Origin of the sequence: Streptomyces sp. NPDC086147 (assembly GCF_040702165.1) — a bacterium.
Taxonomy (GTDB): Bacteria; Actinomycetota; Actinomycetes; order Streptomycetales; family Streptomycetaceae; genus Streptomyces.
On record NZ_JBFBJO010000007.1, the window covers coordinates 197577 to 210621 of the forward strand.

At 71.2% G+C, this 13045-nt stretch carries 14 protein-coding genes; 6 read left to right on the forward strand and 8 right to left on the reverse strand.

Features of this window, described 5'->3' with window-relative positions; genetic code table 11:
- Positions 1-81 precede the first annotated feature (81 nt).
- The 3 genes from AB0398_RS18270 to AB0398_RS18280 all read right to left on the reverse strand — a co-directional run bounded on the left by AB0398_RS18270 (position 82) and on the right by AB0398_RS18280 (position 3328).
- Positions 82-420: a VOC family protein gene (locus AB0398_RS18270; protein WP_366376224.1), complete on the reverse strand. Its 339-nt coding sequence runs from the start codon at positions 418-420 to the stop codon at positions 82-84.
- 38 nt (positions 421-458) lie between these two features.
- On the reverse strand, positions 459-2867 hold the full coding sequence (locus tag AB0398_RS18275; RefSeq protein WP_366376226.1) for an HAD-IC family P-type ATPase: 2409 nt from the start codon (positions 2865-2867) through the stop codon (positions 459-461).
- 161 nt (positions 2868-3028) lie between these two features.
- Positions 3029-3328, reverse strand: coding sequence for a DUF2530 domain-containing protein (locus AB0398_RS18280; RefSeq protein WP_366376228.1), 300 nt, complete (start codon positions 3326-3328; stop codon positions 3029-3031).
- 158 nt (positions 3329-3486) lie between these two features.
- On the opposite strand from AB0398_RS18280, the gene AB0398_RS18285 reads away from it, so the two are divergent.
- Positions 3487-4938, forward strand: a complete 1452-nt coding sequence (locus tag AB0398_RS18285) for an NCS2 family permease (protein WP_366376230.1) — start codon at positions 3487-3489, stop codon at positions 4936-4938.
- Here AB0398_RS18285 and AB0398_RS18290 read toward each other — a convergent pair.
- Positions 4908-5162: a hypothetical protein gene (locus AB0398_RS18290; RefSeq protein WP_366376232.1), complete on the reverse strand. Its 255-nt coding sequence runs from the start codon at positions 5160-5162 to the stop codon at positions 4908-4910. The two genes, AB0398_RS18285 and AB0398_RS18290, sit on opposite strands and share 31 nt — an antisense overlap.
- 274 nt (positions 5163-5436) lie before the next feature.
- Between AB0398_RS18290 and AB0398_RS18295 the strand changes: the two genes are divergently transcribed.
- Positions 5437-5880, forward strand: a complete 444-nt coding sequence (locus AB0398_RS18295; protein WP_062753095.1) for a MarR family transcriptional regulator — start codon at positions 5437-5439, stop codon at positions 5878-5880.
- Between the two features lie 26 nt (positions 5881-5906).
- A complete protein-coding gene (locus tag AB0398_RS18300) occupies positions 5907-7244 on the forward strand; it encodes an MFS transporter (RefSeq protein WP_366376234.1) in 1338 nt (445 codons plus the stop codon).
- A gap of 144 nt (positions 7245-7388) precedes the next feature.
- Here AB0398_RS18300 and AB0398_RS18305 read toward each other — a convergent pair whose 3' ends face one another.
- On the reverse strand, positions 7389-7889 hold the full coding sequence (locus tag AB0398_RS18305; protein WP_366376236.1) for a GNAT family N-acetyltransferase: 501 nt from the start codon (positions 7887-7889) through the stop codon (positions 7389-7391).
- Between the two features lie 33 nt (positions 7890-7922).
- Here AB0398_RS18305 and thpR point away from each other — a divergent pair, with 33 nt between their 5' ends.
- Together thpR and AB0398_RS18315 are read left to right on the forward strand one after the other, a co-directional pair.
- Positions 7923-8501 carry an RNA 2',3'-cyclic phosphodiesterase gene (gene thpR, locus AB0398_RS18310; protein WP_366376237.1) on the forward strand — a complete coding sequence of 193 codons (579 nt, stop codon included), beginning with the start codon at positions 7923-7925 and terminating at the stop codon, positions 8499-8501.
- Positions 8502-8642: 141 nt separating this feature from the next.
- Positions 8643-9632 (forward strand): aldo/keto reductase, encoded by a 990-nt coding sequence (locus tag AB0398_RS18315; protein ID WP_366376239.1) that lies wholly within the window; start codon positions 8643-8645, stop codon positions 9630-9632.
- Between the two features lie 14 nt (positions 9633-9646).
- Here AB0398_RS18315 and AB0398_RS18320 read toward each other — a convergent pair whose 3' ends face one another.
- Positions 9647-10336, reverse strand: coding sequence for a GDSL-type esterase/lipase family protein (locus AB0398_RS18320; RefSeq protein ID WP_366376241.1), 690 nt, complete (start codon positions 10334-10336; stop codon positions 9647-9649).
- A gap of 69 nt (positions 10337-10405) precedes the next feature.
- On the reverse strand, positions 10406-11245 hold the full coding sequence (locus tag AB0398_RS18325) for an alpha/beta hydrolase (protein ID WP_366376243.1): 840 nt from the start codon (positions 11243-11245) through the stop codon (positions 10406-10408).
- A 69-nt stretch (positions 11246-11314) separates the two neighbouring features.
- Between AB0398_RS18325 and AB0398_RS18330 the strand changes: the two genes are divergently transcribed.
- A complete protein-coding gene (locus AB0398_RS18330; protein WP_366376244.1) occupies positions 11315-12313 on the forward strand; it encodes a WD40 repeat domain-containing protein in 999 nt (332 codons plus the stop codon).
- Here AB0398_RS18330 and AB0398_RS18335 read toward each other — a convergent pair.
- Complete coding sequence (locus AB0398_RS18335) at positions 12300-13043, reverse strand: TetR/AcrR family transcriptional regulator (protein ID WP_366376245.1); 744 nt, start codon at positions 13041-13043, stop codon at positions 12300-12302. The two genes, AB0398_RS18330 and AB0398_RS18335, sit on opposite strands and share 14 nt — an antisense overlap.
- Between the last annotated feature and the right edge of the window lie 2 nt (positions 13044-13045).

The window sequence follows — 13045 nt, forward strand, 5'->3', positions numbered from 1 at the left end:
TGACCGCGGTCACCCGCTCGAAGCGCTCCGCGAGACCGGTCCGGAACCGCGCTCCCGAGGGCACCGGCCCCCGGCAGGGCCTCAGAGCGCCCCGCCGCCCAGGCTGATCTCGTTGCCGTCCGCGTCCCGGTAGGTCACCTTGGTCACGCCGTCATACGTCTCGCGTCGCACGGGTTCGACGTCGTGCCGGGCGAGCTCGGCGACCCGGGTGTCGAGGTCGTCGACGAACGTCATCACCAGCGCGTTCCCCGCTCGTTCGCCGTCCTCGACGATGTAGACGTACCGGTCCTCGGCGACCTGCCACACCGCCTCCGTGTCGTTCGGCAGGAACGACGGCCGGGCGCCGAAGAACCGTTCGTACCAGGGCAGCGCCGAGGCGTAGTCGGTCACGGGGACGCCCGCGAAGAGTTCCAGGGGCATGGTGTCCTCCAGGTGGAGTCGATGTGCCGGTCGTACGGCTACGCCGGGAACCTCCGGTCCACCCAGCGCCACGCGACCTCCAGGACCGCCGCGCCCGTCGCCGCGATCGCGACCGCCGCCCACGGCATCGTCGTGCCGACCAGTTTCAGGGCGAAGAAGTCCTGGAGCCAGGGGACGACGAGGACCAGGAGGAAGGCGCCGGCCATGGTGGCGACCAGGGCGAGGCGCCACCAGGTGTAGGGGCGGGCGATGATCGCGAGGACCCAGAGGGAGACCAGGAAGAGGGTGAGGGTCGCCGCGCTGGTCTCGGCCCCCAGGGCGTCCGCGCCGCTGTAGTGGTGGCGGGCCAGGAGGTACGTGGTGAAGGTGGCCGCCCCCGCGATGATCCCGCCCGGGATCGCGTACCGCATCACCCGGCGCACGAAGTGCGGCTTCGCCCGCTCCTTGTTCGGGGCCAGGGCCAGGAAGAAGGCCGGGACGCCGATCGTCAGGGTGGACAGCAGGGTCAGGTGGCGGGGGAGGAAGGGGTACTCCACCTGGGAGCAGACCACCAGGACCGCCAGCAGCACCGAGTAGACCGTCTTCGTCAGGAACAGGGTCGCCACGCGCGTGATGTTGCCGATGACCCGGCGCCCCTCCGCCACCACCGACGGCAGCGTCGCGAAGGAGTTGTTCAGGAGGACAATCTGCGCGACCGCCCGGGTCGCCTCCGAGCCCGAGCCCATCGAGACGCCGATGTCCGCGTCCTTCAGGGCCAGGACGTCGTTCACGCCGTCCCCGGTCATCGCGACCGTGTGGCCCTTCGACTGGAGCGCCGCCACCATGTCCCGCTTCTGCTGCGGGGTGACCCGGCCGAAGACCGCGTTCTCCTCCAGCACCTCCGCCATCTTCTCCCGGTCCTCCGGGAGCGTGCGGGCGTCCACCGTGTGCTCCGCCCCCGGCAGCTCCAGCTTCCCGGCCACCGCCCCCACCGAGACCGCGTTGTCGCCGGAGATGACCTTCGTGGCGACGTTCTGGTCCGCGAAGTACGCGAGGGTGTCGGAGGCGTCCGGGCGCAGCCGCTGCTCCAGGACCACGAGCGCGGCCGGGCGGGCCGCCTCCGCCGCCCCGGGGGCGCCGGGCTCGCGGTCCGTACGGGCCAGGAGGAGGACCCGCAGGCCCTGCTCGTTCAGGTGGTCGGTCTCGGCGAGCGCCGGGTCGCCGGCCTCCAGGAGCACGTCCGGCGCGCCCAGCAGCCACGACGACTCCTCGCCGCCGCCCTCGTCGAACGTCGCCCCGCTGTACTTGCGGGCCGACGAGAACGGCAGCGCCTCCGTGCAGCGCCATCCGTCCGCGTCCGGGTAGGCCTCGATGATCGCCTGGAGGGAGGCGTTCGGATGCGGGTCGGACGCGCCGAGCGCGCCGAGGACCTTGCGTACGTACGCCTCGTCGGAGCCGTTCAGCGGACGCAGGGCCGTCACGTCCATGCCGCCCTCGGTCAGCGTGCCCGTCTTGTCCAGGCACACGACGTCGACCCGCGCCAGGCCCTCGATGGCCGGCAGCTCCTGCACGAGGCACTGCTTGCGGCCGAGCCGGACCACGCCGATCGCGAACGCCACGGAGGTGAGGAGGACGAGCCCCTCGGGGATCATCGGGACGATGCCGCCGACGGTCCGGGCGATCGAGTCCTTGAGGTTGGTGTCCTTGACGATCAGCTGGCTGATGATCAGACCGGTCGCGGTCGGGATCATCATCCACGTCACGTACTTCAGGATCGTGGAGATGCCGCTGCGCAGCTCGGAGTGGACGAGCGTGAAGCGGGACGCCTCCTCCGCGAGCTGCGCCGCGTACGCCTCGCGGCCGACCTTCGTGGCCGTGAACGCGCCGCCGCCCGCCACCACGAACGAGCCCGACATCATCGGGTCGCCCGGCTTCTTCACCACCGGGTCGGCCTCGCCGGTGAGCAGCGACTCGTCGACCTCCAGGCTGTCGGCCTCCGCCACCACCCCGTCGACGACCACCTTGTCCCCAGGCCCCAGCTCGATCAGGTCCCCGAGGACGATCTCCGAGGTGGACAGCTCGGCGGCGGTCCCGTCGCGCCGGACCGTCGGCTTGGCTTCGCCGATGACGGCGAGCCCGTCGAGGGTCTTCTTGGCCCGGAGCTCCTGGATGATGCCGATGCCGGTGTTCGCGACGATCACGAAGCCGAACAGGCTGTCCTGGATCGGCGCGACGAAGAGCATGATCACCCACAGCACGCCGATGATCGCGTTGAAGCGGGTGAAGACGTTGGCCCGGACGATGTCGACGGCCGAGCGGGAACTCCGTACGGGGACGTCGTTGACCTCCCCGCGTGCGACCCGCTCCGCGACCTCGGCGGAGGTGAGTCCGGCGGGGCGGTGCTCGACGGGCGGTCCGCCCCCCGCCGTCCCCCTGCTGTCGGTGTCGATCTTCGCCCGCTGCGTCATGCTCTCGACGGTACGACCGGAAGGGGGCGTTCACCTGCCGGAGAGGGGGATATGGGGGGGAGAGGGGGTGGGATCGGACCGTGGGGGGAGGGGGGGTGGTCCCGTGGTACTACTCCGGGTGCCGTTTCCGGTGCCGGGCAGGGTTACGGTGCCGGGCGGGGTTACGGAGCCGGGCGCTCCTCCGGGGCTTCCCCCGTTGCCGCCGACGCCGACGTTGCCGCCGCGTGCCGCTTGAGCGCCGCGTCGCGCTTCCGTACGTACCAGATGCCGATCAGGCCGAGCCCGGCCCCGGCCAGGCAGGTCCACACCCACCAGGTCAGGTCCCGGTCGTCGAACCAGCCGTAGAAGGGGAGCTGGACGAGGAAGAGCACGAACCAGAGGATCGTTCCGCCGGTGATGGTGGCGACGACGGGCCCTTCCAGGGGCTCGGGTGCCTCGTGCTTCGGTGTCCACTTCGCCATGGGGCTCAGTCTAGGTGGCGGGTTCGGGCGACGTGAATCCTTGTCTACGCGCGGAGATGGACGCTCGCTCGTTCATGTGTTCATACTGAAACGGTTTGCCTGTGGCGGGTTTCCTTCGTATGAACCGCCAAAATGGACACTCTCCTACGAGGACTCCCATGAGCACCACGGCCACCGCCAAGGCCCCTTCCCCCGAGCCGTCCGGTTCCCCCGAACCGACCTCCGGACTCGACCGCTTCTTCAAGATCTCCGAGCGCGGTTCGACCGTCGCCCGCGAGGTCCGGGGCGGCTTCGCCACCTTCTTCGCGATGGCCTACATCATCGTGCTGAACCCGATCATCCTCGGCAGCGCCAAGGACATGTACGGGCACCAGCTCGACAGCGGCCAGCTCGTCACCGCCACCGTCCTCACGGCGGCGTTCACCACCCTCCTGATGGGCGTCATCGGCAACGTCCCGATCGCCCTCGCCGCCGGCCTCGGCGTCAACACCGTCGTCGCGCTCCAGCTCGCGCCCCGGATGTCCTGGCCCGACGCCATGGGCATGGTCGTCCTCGCCGGCCTCGTCGTCATGCTGCTCGTCGCGACCGGTCTGCGCGAGCGCGTGATGAGCGCCGTCCCGGCCGGGCTCCGCAAGGGCATCGCGATCGGCATCGGCCTCTTCATCATGCTGATCGGCCTCGTCGACTCGGGCTTCGTCTCCCGCATCCCCGACGCCGCCCACACCACCGTCCCGCTCCAGCTCGGCGGCGACGGTCACCTCACCGGCTGGCCGGTGCTCGTCTTCGTCCTGGGCGCCCTGCTCACCCTCGCGCTGATCGTCCGCAAGGTCCCCGGCGCCATCCTCATCTCGATCGTCGTCATGACCATCGCCGCCATGGTGATCAACGCGGTCGCGGACGTCCCGTCCTGGGGCCTGACCACCCCGGAGTGGCCCGGCAACCCGGTCGCCTCGCCCGACTTCGGCCTCTTCTGGCAGTTCAGCCTCTTCGGCGGCTTCCACAAGGTCGGCGTCCTGACCGGCGTCCTCTTCGTCTTCACCGTGCTGCTGTCCTGCTTCTTCGACGCCATGGGCACGATCCTCGGCGTCGGCGACGAGGCCAAGCTGACCGACAAGGACGGCAACTTCCCCGGCATCAACAAGGTGCTCCTCGTCGACGGCCTGGCCGTCGCCTCCGGCGGCGCGACCTCCTCCTCCGCCACCACCTGCTTCGTGGAGTCCACGGCCGGCGTCGGCGAGGGGGCCAGGACCGGCCTCGCCTCCGTGGTCACCGGCGGCCTCTTCTCCGTGGCGCTGTTCCTCACGCCGCTGGCCACCATGGTCCCGTCCCAGGCCGCCACCCCCGCGCTGCTCGCGGTCGGCTTCCTGATCATGGCCGGTTCGGTCAGGGACATCGACTGGAGCGACTTCACCATCGCGGTGCCGGCGTTCCTGGCCATGGTGATGATGCCGTTCACGTACTCGATCACGAACGGCATCGGCATCGGCTTCATCGCCTTCAGCGTGCTGCGGCTCGCGGCCGGCCGGGGCCGTGAGGTGCCGATCGCCATGTACGTCGTGTCGGCGGTGTTCGTCTTCTACTACGCGATGCCGGCGCTCGGCCTCACGTGATCCCGGGGCGGGGCGGGCGCCTGCGGCGGCTCCCCCTCCGCCCCCTCCGCACCGTAGAACTTCTCCGTCTCGTCGACGGCGGTCTTGAACCGCTCGTCGAAATCCTCGCGAATGAGCGTCCGGGCCACGTAGTCCTGGACGCTCATTCCTCTTTTCGCGGCGTGACTCCTGAGCCGGTCGAGCAGCTCACCGTCGATGCGCAGGCTGAGCACTGTCGATCCCATGCCGTCAGGGTCGGGGCACCCGGGGCTTCTTTGCGTCACTTTCTGGATCCGACTCACTCGTTTGGGTGATACATGGATGCCGAAGCGTGATCTGGGCCGGTGTGTGTTGTCGCGCGCGGGCACGCGGGTGCGCGTGCGGGTGTGGGTGTGGGGGGCGTGCGGGGGCGCGTGGGCGTGCGGGGGGTGTGGTGCGCGGGGGTGTGCGGTGTGATGCGTGCGACGTCGGTGGGGCTCCGGTGGTATTTAGAGAGGGTAATGAGTTATGCTAACGAACATGCCTGACCTGTCCCACGGCACCGCCGACGACGTCGCGGCCGTGAATGCGCTCCGCTCCTCCGTCATGCGGCTGGGCCGACGCCTCAAGCACCAGCGCGTCGACGAATCGCTGAGCCCCACCGAGATGTCGGTGCTCGGCACCCTGTCGCTCTGCGGCTCCGCGACCCCCGGCGAGCTGGCCCGCAAGGAACACGTCCAGCCGCCCTCGATGACCCGCATCGTCGCGCTGCTCGAAGCCAAGGGACTGGTCCGGCTGGAGCCGCACCCCGACGACCGCCGGCAGAAGGTGGTCAGCCAGACCGAGCAGGCCGAGGCCATGCTCGAGGAGTCCCGCCGCAAGCGGAACGCCTGGCTGGCCGCGCTCGCCGAGGGTCTGGACGAGGACGAATGGGCCAAGCTGCGCGCGGCCGCCCCCGTCCTGGAGAAGCTCGCGCACCTGTAGACCACGAGCCGAGGAGGCGACGCACTTTGAGTACGGGACCCGGAGCAGACTCCGCACCCGTCCACAAACCCGATACCTACACCCGTCGGGGCGGGGGGACCTTCTCCTCGCTCAAGATCCGGAACTACCGGCTGTTCTTCACCGGAGCGATCGTCTCCAACACCGGTACGTGGATGGCCCGGATCACCCAGGACTGGCTCGTCCTGAGCCTCACCGGCTCGGCCGCCGCCGTCGGCATCACGACGGCCCTCCAGTTCCTGCCGATGCTGCTCTTCGGCCTGTACGGCGGTGTCATCGCCGACCGGTATCCGAAGCGGCAGCTGCTTCTCGTCAGCCAGGCGGCCCTTGGGCTGTGTGGTGTGGCGCTTGCTGTTCTTACGCTGTCGGGGCACGTGCAGGTCTGGCATGTCTATCTGATCGCTTTTCTGTTGGGCATGGTCACCGTTGTCGACAATCCGGCGCGGCAGTCCTTCGTCTCCGAGATGGTCGGGCCCGAGCAGCTTCGTAATGCCGTTTCGCTGAACTCGGCGAACTTCCAGTCCGCTCGGCTCGTCGGGCCCGCCGTCGCCGGTGTTCTCATCGCCGGGGTCGGGAGTGGGTGGGCCTTTCTGTTGAACGGTCTTTCCTTCGTCGCGCCGGTGGTCGGTCTGTTGCTCATGCGGACCGGTGAGCTCCACAAGGTGGAGCGCGTTCCGCGGGGGAAGGGGCAGCTCCGGGAGGGGCTGCGGTACGTGGCCGGGCGGCCCGATCTGGTGTGGCCCATCGTCCTTGTGGGGTTCATCGGGACGTTCGGGTTCAACTTTCCGATCTGGCTCACCGCTTTCGCCGACGGGGTCTTTCATGTCGGGGCCGGTACGTACGGGTTCCTCAACACGCTGATGGCCGCCGGGTCGCTCGTGGGCGCCCTCGCGGCGGCCCGGCGCGGCTCGACCCGGCTGCGGATGCTGGTGATCGCCGCCGGTGTCTTCGGTGTGCTGGAGGTCGTCGCGGCCCTGTCGCCGACGTTCTGGCTGTTCGCGCTGCTGCTCGTGCCGATCGGCATGATCGGGCTCACGGTCAACGTCACCGCCAACTCCGCCGTGCAGATGGCCACGGATCCCGCGATGCGGGGGCGGGTGATGAGCCTCTACATGATGGTCTTCGCCGGTGGTACGCCGATCGGTGCGCCGCTGCTCGGGTGGGTCACCGATGTGTACGGGGCTCGGGTCGGGTTCGCCGCGGGTGGGCTGATCTCGCTCGCCGCCGCTGTGGTCGTGGGGCTCGTGCTCGCTCGGGTCGGGGGTCTCAAGGTCGCCGTGGGGTGGCGGCGGGGGCATCCGCAGGTTCGGTTCGTGGCGCGGGAGCGGCTGACGACTGCGGCGTAGCCCCCGTCGGGGTGACGGGGGCGGGGCCTCCGCGGGGGAGGTGGTGTCCGGGCTGCGTCTCACCACGCTTCGCGGGTTCAAGACGCTTTTACGCCCGGACACCACCTGCCCCGCTCCGGCCCCGCCCCCCTCCGTACGTCGTCGTCAGACCCGCTGCTCCAGGATCTGGCCCTGCCAGTCGCCCACCGCGAAGGTGTCCGTGCGGGTGAAGCCCTGCTTCTCGTAGTACGCGATCAGGCGGCCCTCGCTGCCCGCGAAGCAGTCCACGCGGAGGAGCGAGATGTTTTTGCGGCGGGTCTCCGCGGCGGCGTGTCGGAGGAGGGCCGCTCCCACGTTCTGGTGGTGGAATTTCTTGTCCGTGGCCAGGAGGCGGATGTAGGTCTCCGGTTCTTCGGCGTGGGGGACGTGCTTGCCGGGGTGGGGGGTCAGGGTCATCGTGCCCGCCGGTGTGCCGTCGATCTCCGCTATCCAGAGGTCGCCCTCGGCCACCGTCTCTTCCACCTGTCGTACGGCGGCGGGGCGGGCCGTGAAGGGGTCCGTGCCCCACTGGGCGGTGATGCCCTTGTCGTTCAGCCAGATCACGGCGCTGTCCAGGATGGCGAGTATCGCGGGTATGTCCTCGGGCCCGCCCTTACGGATCTTCATGGGGGTGAGGGTAGGGGGTGCCACACTTTTTCCATGAGGCTTTTCGCTGCCGTCCTGCCGCCTTCGGAGCGGTTGGACGAGCTCGGGCGTGTGGTCGACCGGCTGCGGGAGCTGCCCGGGGCCGGTGGCGTGCGGTGGACCTCGTCGGGCGGGTGGCACCTCACGCTCGCCTTCATGGGGGAGGTCGACGAGGCTCTGGTGCCCGAGTTGCGGGTGCGGCTCGGGCGGGCCGCCGCTCGCACGCCCGGCTTCTCGTTGCGGCTGCACGGGGGCGGGCACTTCGGGCGGCGGGCGTTGTGGGCCGGGGTCGCCGGCGATCTGGACGTGCTGCGGCTCCTCGCCGAGCGGTCCGACGCGGCCGCGCGCCGGGCCGGGGTCGGGATGGGGGAGCACCGGCGGTATCGGGGCCATCTGACCGTGGGGCGGGGGGTGGGGGTCGATGTGGGGCCCTTCGTGGAGGTGCTCGGTGGGTTCGAAGGGGGGCGGTGGGAGGTGGGGGAGTTGGTTCTGGTGCGGTCTCTGTTGCCGGTGAGCGGGGTGCGGGGGGAGCGGCCCCGGTACGAGGTGGTGGGAAGGTGGCCCCTGGGCCGGGACGGTGGCGGGGCGGGTTAACCTCGAAGGGTGGACCCCAAGACTCGTAACCGGATCATGGCCGGTGTTCTCGTGCTGATGTTCGTCATCGTCGCCGTCGCGTCGGTGGTCGGGCAGTAGGTGCTTGCCTGGAGTGCGTTCTAAGTAGTTGGCTGGTGACTCATGGAGTACACGCAGCTCGGACGCACCGGACTCAAGGTCAGCCGACTTGTTCTCGGCACGATGAACTTCGGACCCCAGACGGACGAAGTCACCAGTCACGCCATCATGGACGCGGCGCTGGACGCGGGGCTCAACTTCTTCGACACCGCCAATGTGTACGGGTGGGGTGAGAACAAGGGGCGGACCGAGGAGATCGTCGGCTCCTGGTTCGCCAAGGGCGGCGGCCGTCGCGACCGCACCGTCATCGCCACCAAGGTGTACGGGAACATGGGCGCCGACGGGGAGGCCTGGCCCAATCACGACAAGCTCTCCGCCCTCAACATCCGGCGGGCGGTCGAGGGCAGTCTCAAGCGGCTCGGGACCGATCACATCGACCTGTACCAGTTCCATCACGTCGATCGCTCCACTCCTTTCGAGGAGATCTGGCAGGCCGTCGACGTGCTGATCCAGCAGGGGAAGATCCTTTACGCGGGGTCGTCCAACTTCCCCGGGTACAAGATCGCCCAGGCCAACGAGATCGCGGCGCGGCGGGGATCGGTCGGGCTCGTGAGCGAGCAGTGCCTGTACAACCTCTTCGAGCGGCGCGCCGAGATGGAGGTCGTTCCGGCCGCGCGGGAGTACGGGCTCGGGGTCATCGCCTGGTCGCCGCTGCACGGCGGTCTGCTCGGCGGGGTCCTGAAGAAGGAGGCCGAGGGCGGGCGGCGTACGGAGGGGCGCGCGGCGGCCACGCTCGCCGACCCGGCCGCCCGGGCGCAGCTCCAGGCCTACGAGGACCTGCTCGACAAGCACGGCCTCGCGCCGGGGGAGACCGCCCTGGCGTGGCTGCTCACCCGGCCCGGTGTGACGGGGCCGATCGTGGGGCCCCGGACGCCCGAGCAGCTCGCCGGTGCGCTGAGGGCCCTGGAGGTCGAGCTGGGCGAGGAGCTCCTGGCGTCCCTGGACGAGATCTTCCCCGGGCCCGGCCCTTCGCCGGAGGCCTTCGCCTGGTGATCCCGTAGTTCTTCTCAGAGGCGTCCCGCCGGTCGGTACGGGCCGCCCAGGGCCCACGCCTGGTGCATCGCGTCCGCGAAGGCCGACGCCAGTTTGTGTTCGCCGGTGGGGCCCGGGTGGGTGCCGTCGTAGGTGTCGGCGGGGAGGGCGTACGCGTTCGGGATCGTCGCCAGGAGGAGCGGGGACGCGGGGGCGTCCAGGTCGGCGACGGCCTTCGCGAGGAGGTCGTTGAAGCGGGCGCACTCGGCGGCGAAGGGGGCGTCGTAGGTGGCGCGGACGTTCGGGATGACCGGGAGGAGGACCGCTTGCACGCGCGGGTTCGCGGCGCGGGCGGCTTCGACGAAGGACCGGACGTTCTCGTCCGTCTGGTCGCTGTTCGTGTAGAAGCCCAGGTCGATCAGGCCGAGGGAGACGAGGAGGACGTCCGCCCCGGTCGCCGCGACCGTCTCCCCGATCACCGGTGCCATGTGCAGCCAGCCCTCGCCCCAGCCGGCCAGGTGGCGGCGGGCGGGGGCGGGGAAGTCCGGGGCGGCGTACGCCTCGGGCGCGTGGGTGCCGTCCGGGTCGTACAGGCCCGTGCGCGGGCCCACGATCTCGTACCCGCCCGGGAGGGTCGCCTCCAGGTGCTGCCACATCCGGTAGCGCCAGGTCCAGTCGCCGGCGCGTCCGATGGTCATGCTGTCGCCGACGAACAGAAAACGCATGGTCGTATCATCGCGGATCGTGTGACGGGGCCTGTTGTGATCCGGGGCACCTTCGGGACCCGGGCGTCCTCAGGCGAGGAAGGTGTTCAGCGTCTCGGTGAAGCGTTCCGGGTCGTCGTGCCAGGGGAAGTGGCCCGCGCCGGGCAGGACGGTCAGCTCCGCCTTCGGGAACAGGGCCGCGTACGCGGCGGCCGTTGGCGGCGGGGTGTTCACGTCGCCCTCGCCCGCCACGACCAGGACCGGGCGGTCGAACCCCGCGAGCGCCGCGCGGGTGACGGGCGGGTCGAAGGCGCCCTCGCCCGCGTAGACCGCCGCGGCCCCGTCGTTGCGCCGCCGGCCGCTCTCGGCGTGCCGCTCCCGCGCGGGCGCGTCCCAGGTCCCGTGCAGGAACGGCGCGACCGCCGCGAACGCCTCCGCCCCGCCCCGTCCCGCCGTGACCTCCTCCAGGGCCGCGTACGCCGGGCCGAACCACGGTTCCGCGCTCCGCAGCCGCGCCGCCGCGAGCCGCTCCTCCGGGGGCGTGTCGAGCCCCACCGCCGCCGTGCCCGGGGTGACGAGCACCAGGCGGTTCACGCGGCCGGGGTGCCGGGAGACGTAGAGCGCGGCCAGGTTGGCGCCCGCCGAGTGGCCGAGCAGGTCGACGGCGTCGAGGCCGAGGTGGGTCCGCAGCGCCTCCACGTCGTCCACCAGCCGGTCGCAGCGGTACGAGGCCGGGTCGGCCGGCGTCGCGGACGCGCCCGTGCCCCGGAGGTCGAGGCGGATCGTGCGGCGGCGGGCCGCCGGGCCGCCGAGGTCGTCCAGGTAGGCGGAGTCCTGCATCGGGCCGCCGGGGAGGCAGAGCAGCGGGGCCCCGGAGCCGGAGTCGTGGTACGCGAGTTCCGTGCCGTCGGGCGCGGTGAAGGTGGGCATGGACGCGACCCTGGCAGTGGCGCCGATCATGGTCAACCGGGTTCTCGCCGCCCGTGGCAGGCTTGGGGCATGCGATCTGCTCTGTGCGCCCTCGGCGCGGCGGCGGCCCTGGTGCTGCTCCCGGCCGCTCACGCCCGTGCCGAAGGGCAGGATCCCGACCGGGACTTCACGATCCGGGACGCCCGGATCACCGAGTCCAGCGGCCTCGCCGCGAGCCGCGCCCACCCCGGGATCTACTGGACGCACAACGACCAGGACGCGCCCCTGATCTATGGCGTCGACTCCCGTACGGGAGAGACGGTCGCGACCCTGACCCTGGAGGGGGTCGGCACGCCCCGGGACATGGAGGCGATCTCCGTCGGCCCCGACGGGGACGTCTACGTCGGCGACATCGGCGACAACCGCGACGGCACCTGGGACCACGTCTGGATCTACCGCTTCCCCGAGCCGAAGGTCCTGAAGGACCAGAAGGTGGCGGCGCGGCAGTACGTCGTGAAGTACGCCGACGGGCCGCGCGACGCCGAGGCCCTGATGGTCCATCCGAAGACCGGCCGGGTGTACGTCGCGAGCAAGAAGCAGGACGGCGGCGGCCTGTACGCCGGGCCCGAGCGGCTCTCGTCGTCGGGGACGAACGTCTTCCGGCGCGTGGGCGAGGTGCCGTGGGTGACCGACGGCGCCTTCTCGCCGGACGGCGGCCAGCTCGTCCTGCGCGGTTACTTCACCGCCCAGGAGTACGCCTGGAAGGACGGGCGGATCGAGGGGGAGGGGACGGCCGTGGGGGCGCCCTTCCAGGGGCAGGCGGAGTCGGTGACGTACACGGCGGACGGCTCGGCCCTCATGTTCGGCTCGGAGGGCAGGAACAGCCGGGTCGTGCGCGTGGATCCGCCGTCGGGCGGCGGCGGGCGGGAGACGAAGGCCCCCGGCGCTCCGGCCACCCCCGGCGCCTCCGCGTCGCCGTCCGCCGCCCCCGGGGGCGGCGATCAGGGGAACGTCACCGTCGGCTTCCTCGTCCTCGCCGGCGCCACGCTCCTGGTGGTGGCCGGGAAGCGGCTCGTCAGGCGCCGCTGACCCCCTTCCGCCGCTCCACCAGGGCCTCGAAGCCGTCCAGGAGCCGTTCGAGGCCGAAGGCGAAGTGGTCGGTCTCGCGGGCGAAGGTGTCGTCCGCGAGCCCCGCCATCAGCGGGTAGTCGCCCGAGAGCATCGCCCGCTCCAGGTAGGGGCGCTGCGCGTCCCAGAACGCGTCGTCGCTGATCCCGGTCTCCCGCGCGGCCTCGGAGGCCTGGAGCTCCATGCGGGCCGTGCCCGCCGCGTACCCCTGCACGGTGATGATCACCGAGATGGTCTCGGGGTCGCTCAGTCCCATGCCCCGCGGCCCCTTGAGCCCCGTGAGGCACAGCTCCAGGCCGCGCAGGGCGCTCGGGCCGAGGACGGAGCGGGCCTGGTTGACCCGGAGCAGCCAGGGGTGGGCCCGGTAGAGGCCGAGGGTGGTGCGGGCCAGGGCCGTGACGGTCTCCCGCCAGTGGACGGGGGGCGGCGGGTCGTCGGGCAGGGACTCGCCCTGGACCCGGTCGAGCATCAGGTCGAGGAGCTCGGTCTTGCCGGGGACGTACCGGTAGAGCGACATCGTGCCCACGCCCAGCTCGTTCGCCACCCGCCGCATCGAGACCGCGTCGAGCCCCTCCGCGTCGGCGAGGCCGACCGCCGTCGTGACGATCCGGTCGACGGTGAGGCCGGGTTTGGGGCCGCGGCTGGGGCGTTCGCCCGTGCCCCAGAGGAGGTCGAGGCTGCTCTTGGTCATGC

What these genes read in the sequence shown, in the direction of transcription:
- AB0398_RS18280 (WP_366376228.1), bottom strand. Translation starts at nt 3,328, where the DNA reads ATGGCGAAGTGGACACCGAAGCACGAGGCACCCGAGCCCCTGGAAGGG.
- AB0398_RS18285 (WP_366376230.1), top strand. Translation starts at nt 3,487, where the DNA reads ATGAGCACCACGGCCACCGCCAAGGCCCCTTCCCCCGAGCCGTCCGGT.
- AB0398_RS18290 (WP_366376232.1), bottom strand. Translation starts at nt 5,162, where the DNA reads ATGGGATCGACAGTGCTCAGCCTGCGCATCGACGGTGAGCTGCTCGAC.
- AB0398_RS18295 (WP_062753095.1), top strand. Translation starts at nt 5,437, where the DNA reads ATGCCTGACCTGTCCCACGGCACCGCCGACGACGTCGCGGCCGTGAAT.
- AB0398_RS18335 (WP_366376245.1), bottom strand. Translation starts at nt 13,043, where the DNA reads ATGACCAAGAGCAGCCTCGACCTCCTCTGGGGCACGGGCGAACGCCCC.
- AB0398_RS18325 (WP_366376243.1), bottom strand. Translation starts at nt 11,245, where the DNA reads ATGCCCACCTTCACCGCGCCCGACGGCACGGAACTCGCGTACCACGAC.
- AB0398_RS18275 (WP_366376226.1), bottom strand. Translation starts at nt 2,867, where the DNA reads ATGACGCAGCGGGCGAAGATCGACACCGACAGCAGGGGGACGGCGGGG.
- AB0398_RS18320 (WP_366376241.1), bottom strand. Translation starts at nt 10,336, where the DNA reads ATGCGTTTTCTGTTCGTCGGCGACAGCATGACCATCGGACGCGCCGGC.
- thpR (WP_366376237.1), top strand. Translation starts at nt 7,923, where the DNA reads ATGAGGCTTTTCGCTGCCGTCCTGCCGCCTTCGGAGCGGTTGGACGAG.
- AB0398_RS18270 (WP_366376224.1), bottom strand. Translation starts at nt 420, where the DNA reads ATGCCCCTGGAACTCTTCGCGGGCGTCCCCGTGACCGACTACGCCTCG.
- AB0398_RS18330 (WP_366376244.1), top strand. Translation starts at nt 11,315, where the DNA reads ATGCGATCTGCTCTGTGCGCCCTCGGCGCGGCGGCGGCCCTGGTGCTG.
- AB0398_RS18305 (WP_366376236.1), bottom strand. Translation starts at nt 7,889, where the DNA reads ATGAAGATCCGTAAGGGCGGGCCCGAGGACATACCCGCGATACTCGCC.
- AB0398_RS18315 (WP_366376239.1), top strand. Translation starts at nt 8,643, where the DNA reads ATGGAGTACACGCAGCTCGGACGCACCGGACTCAAGGTCAGCCGACTT.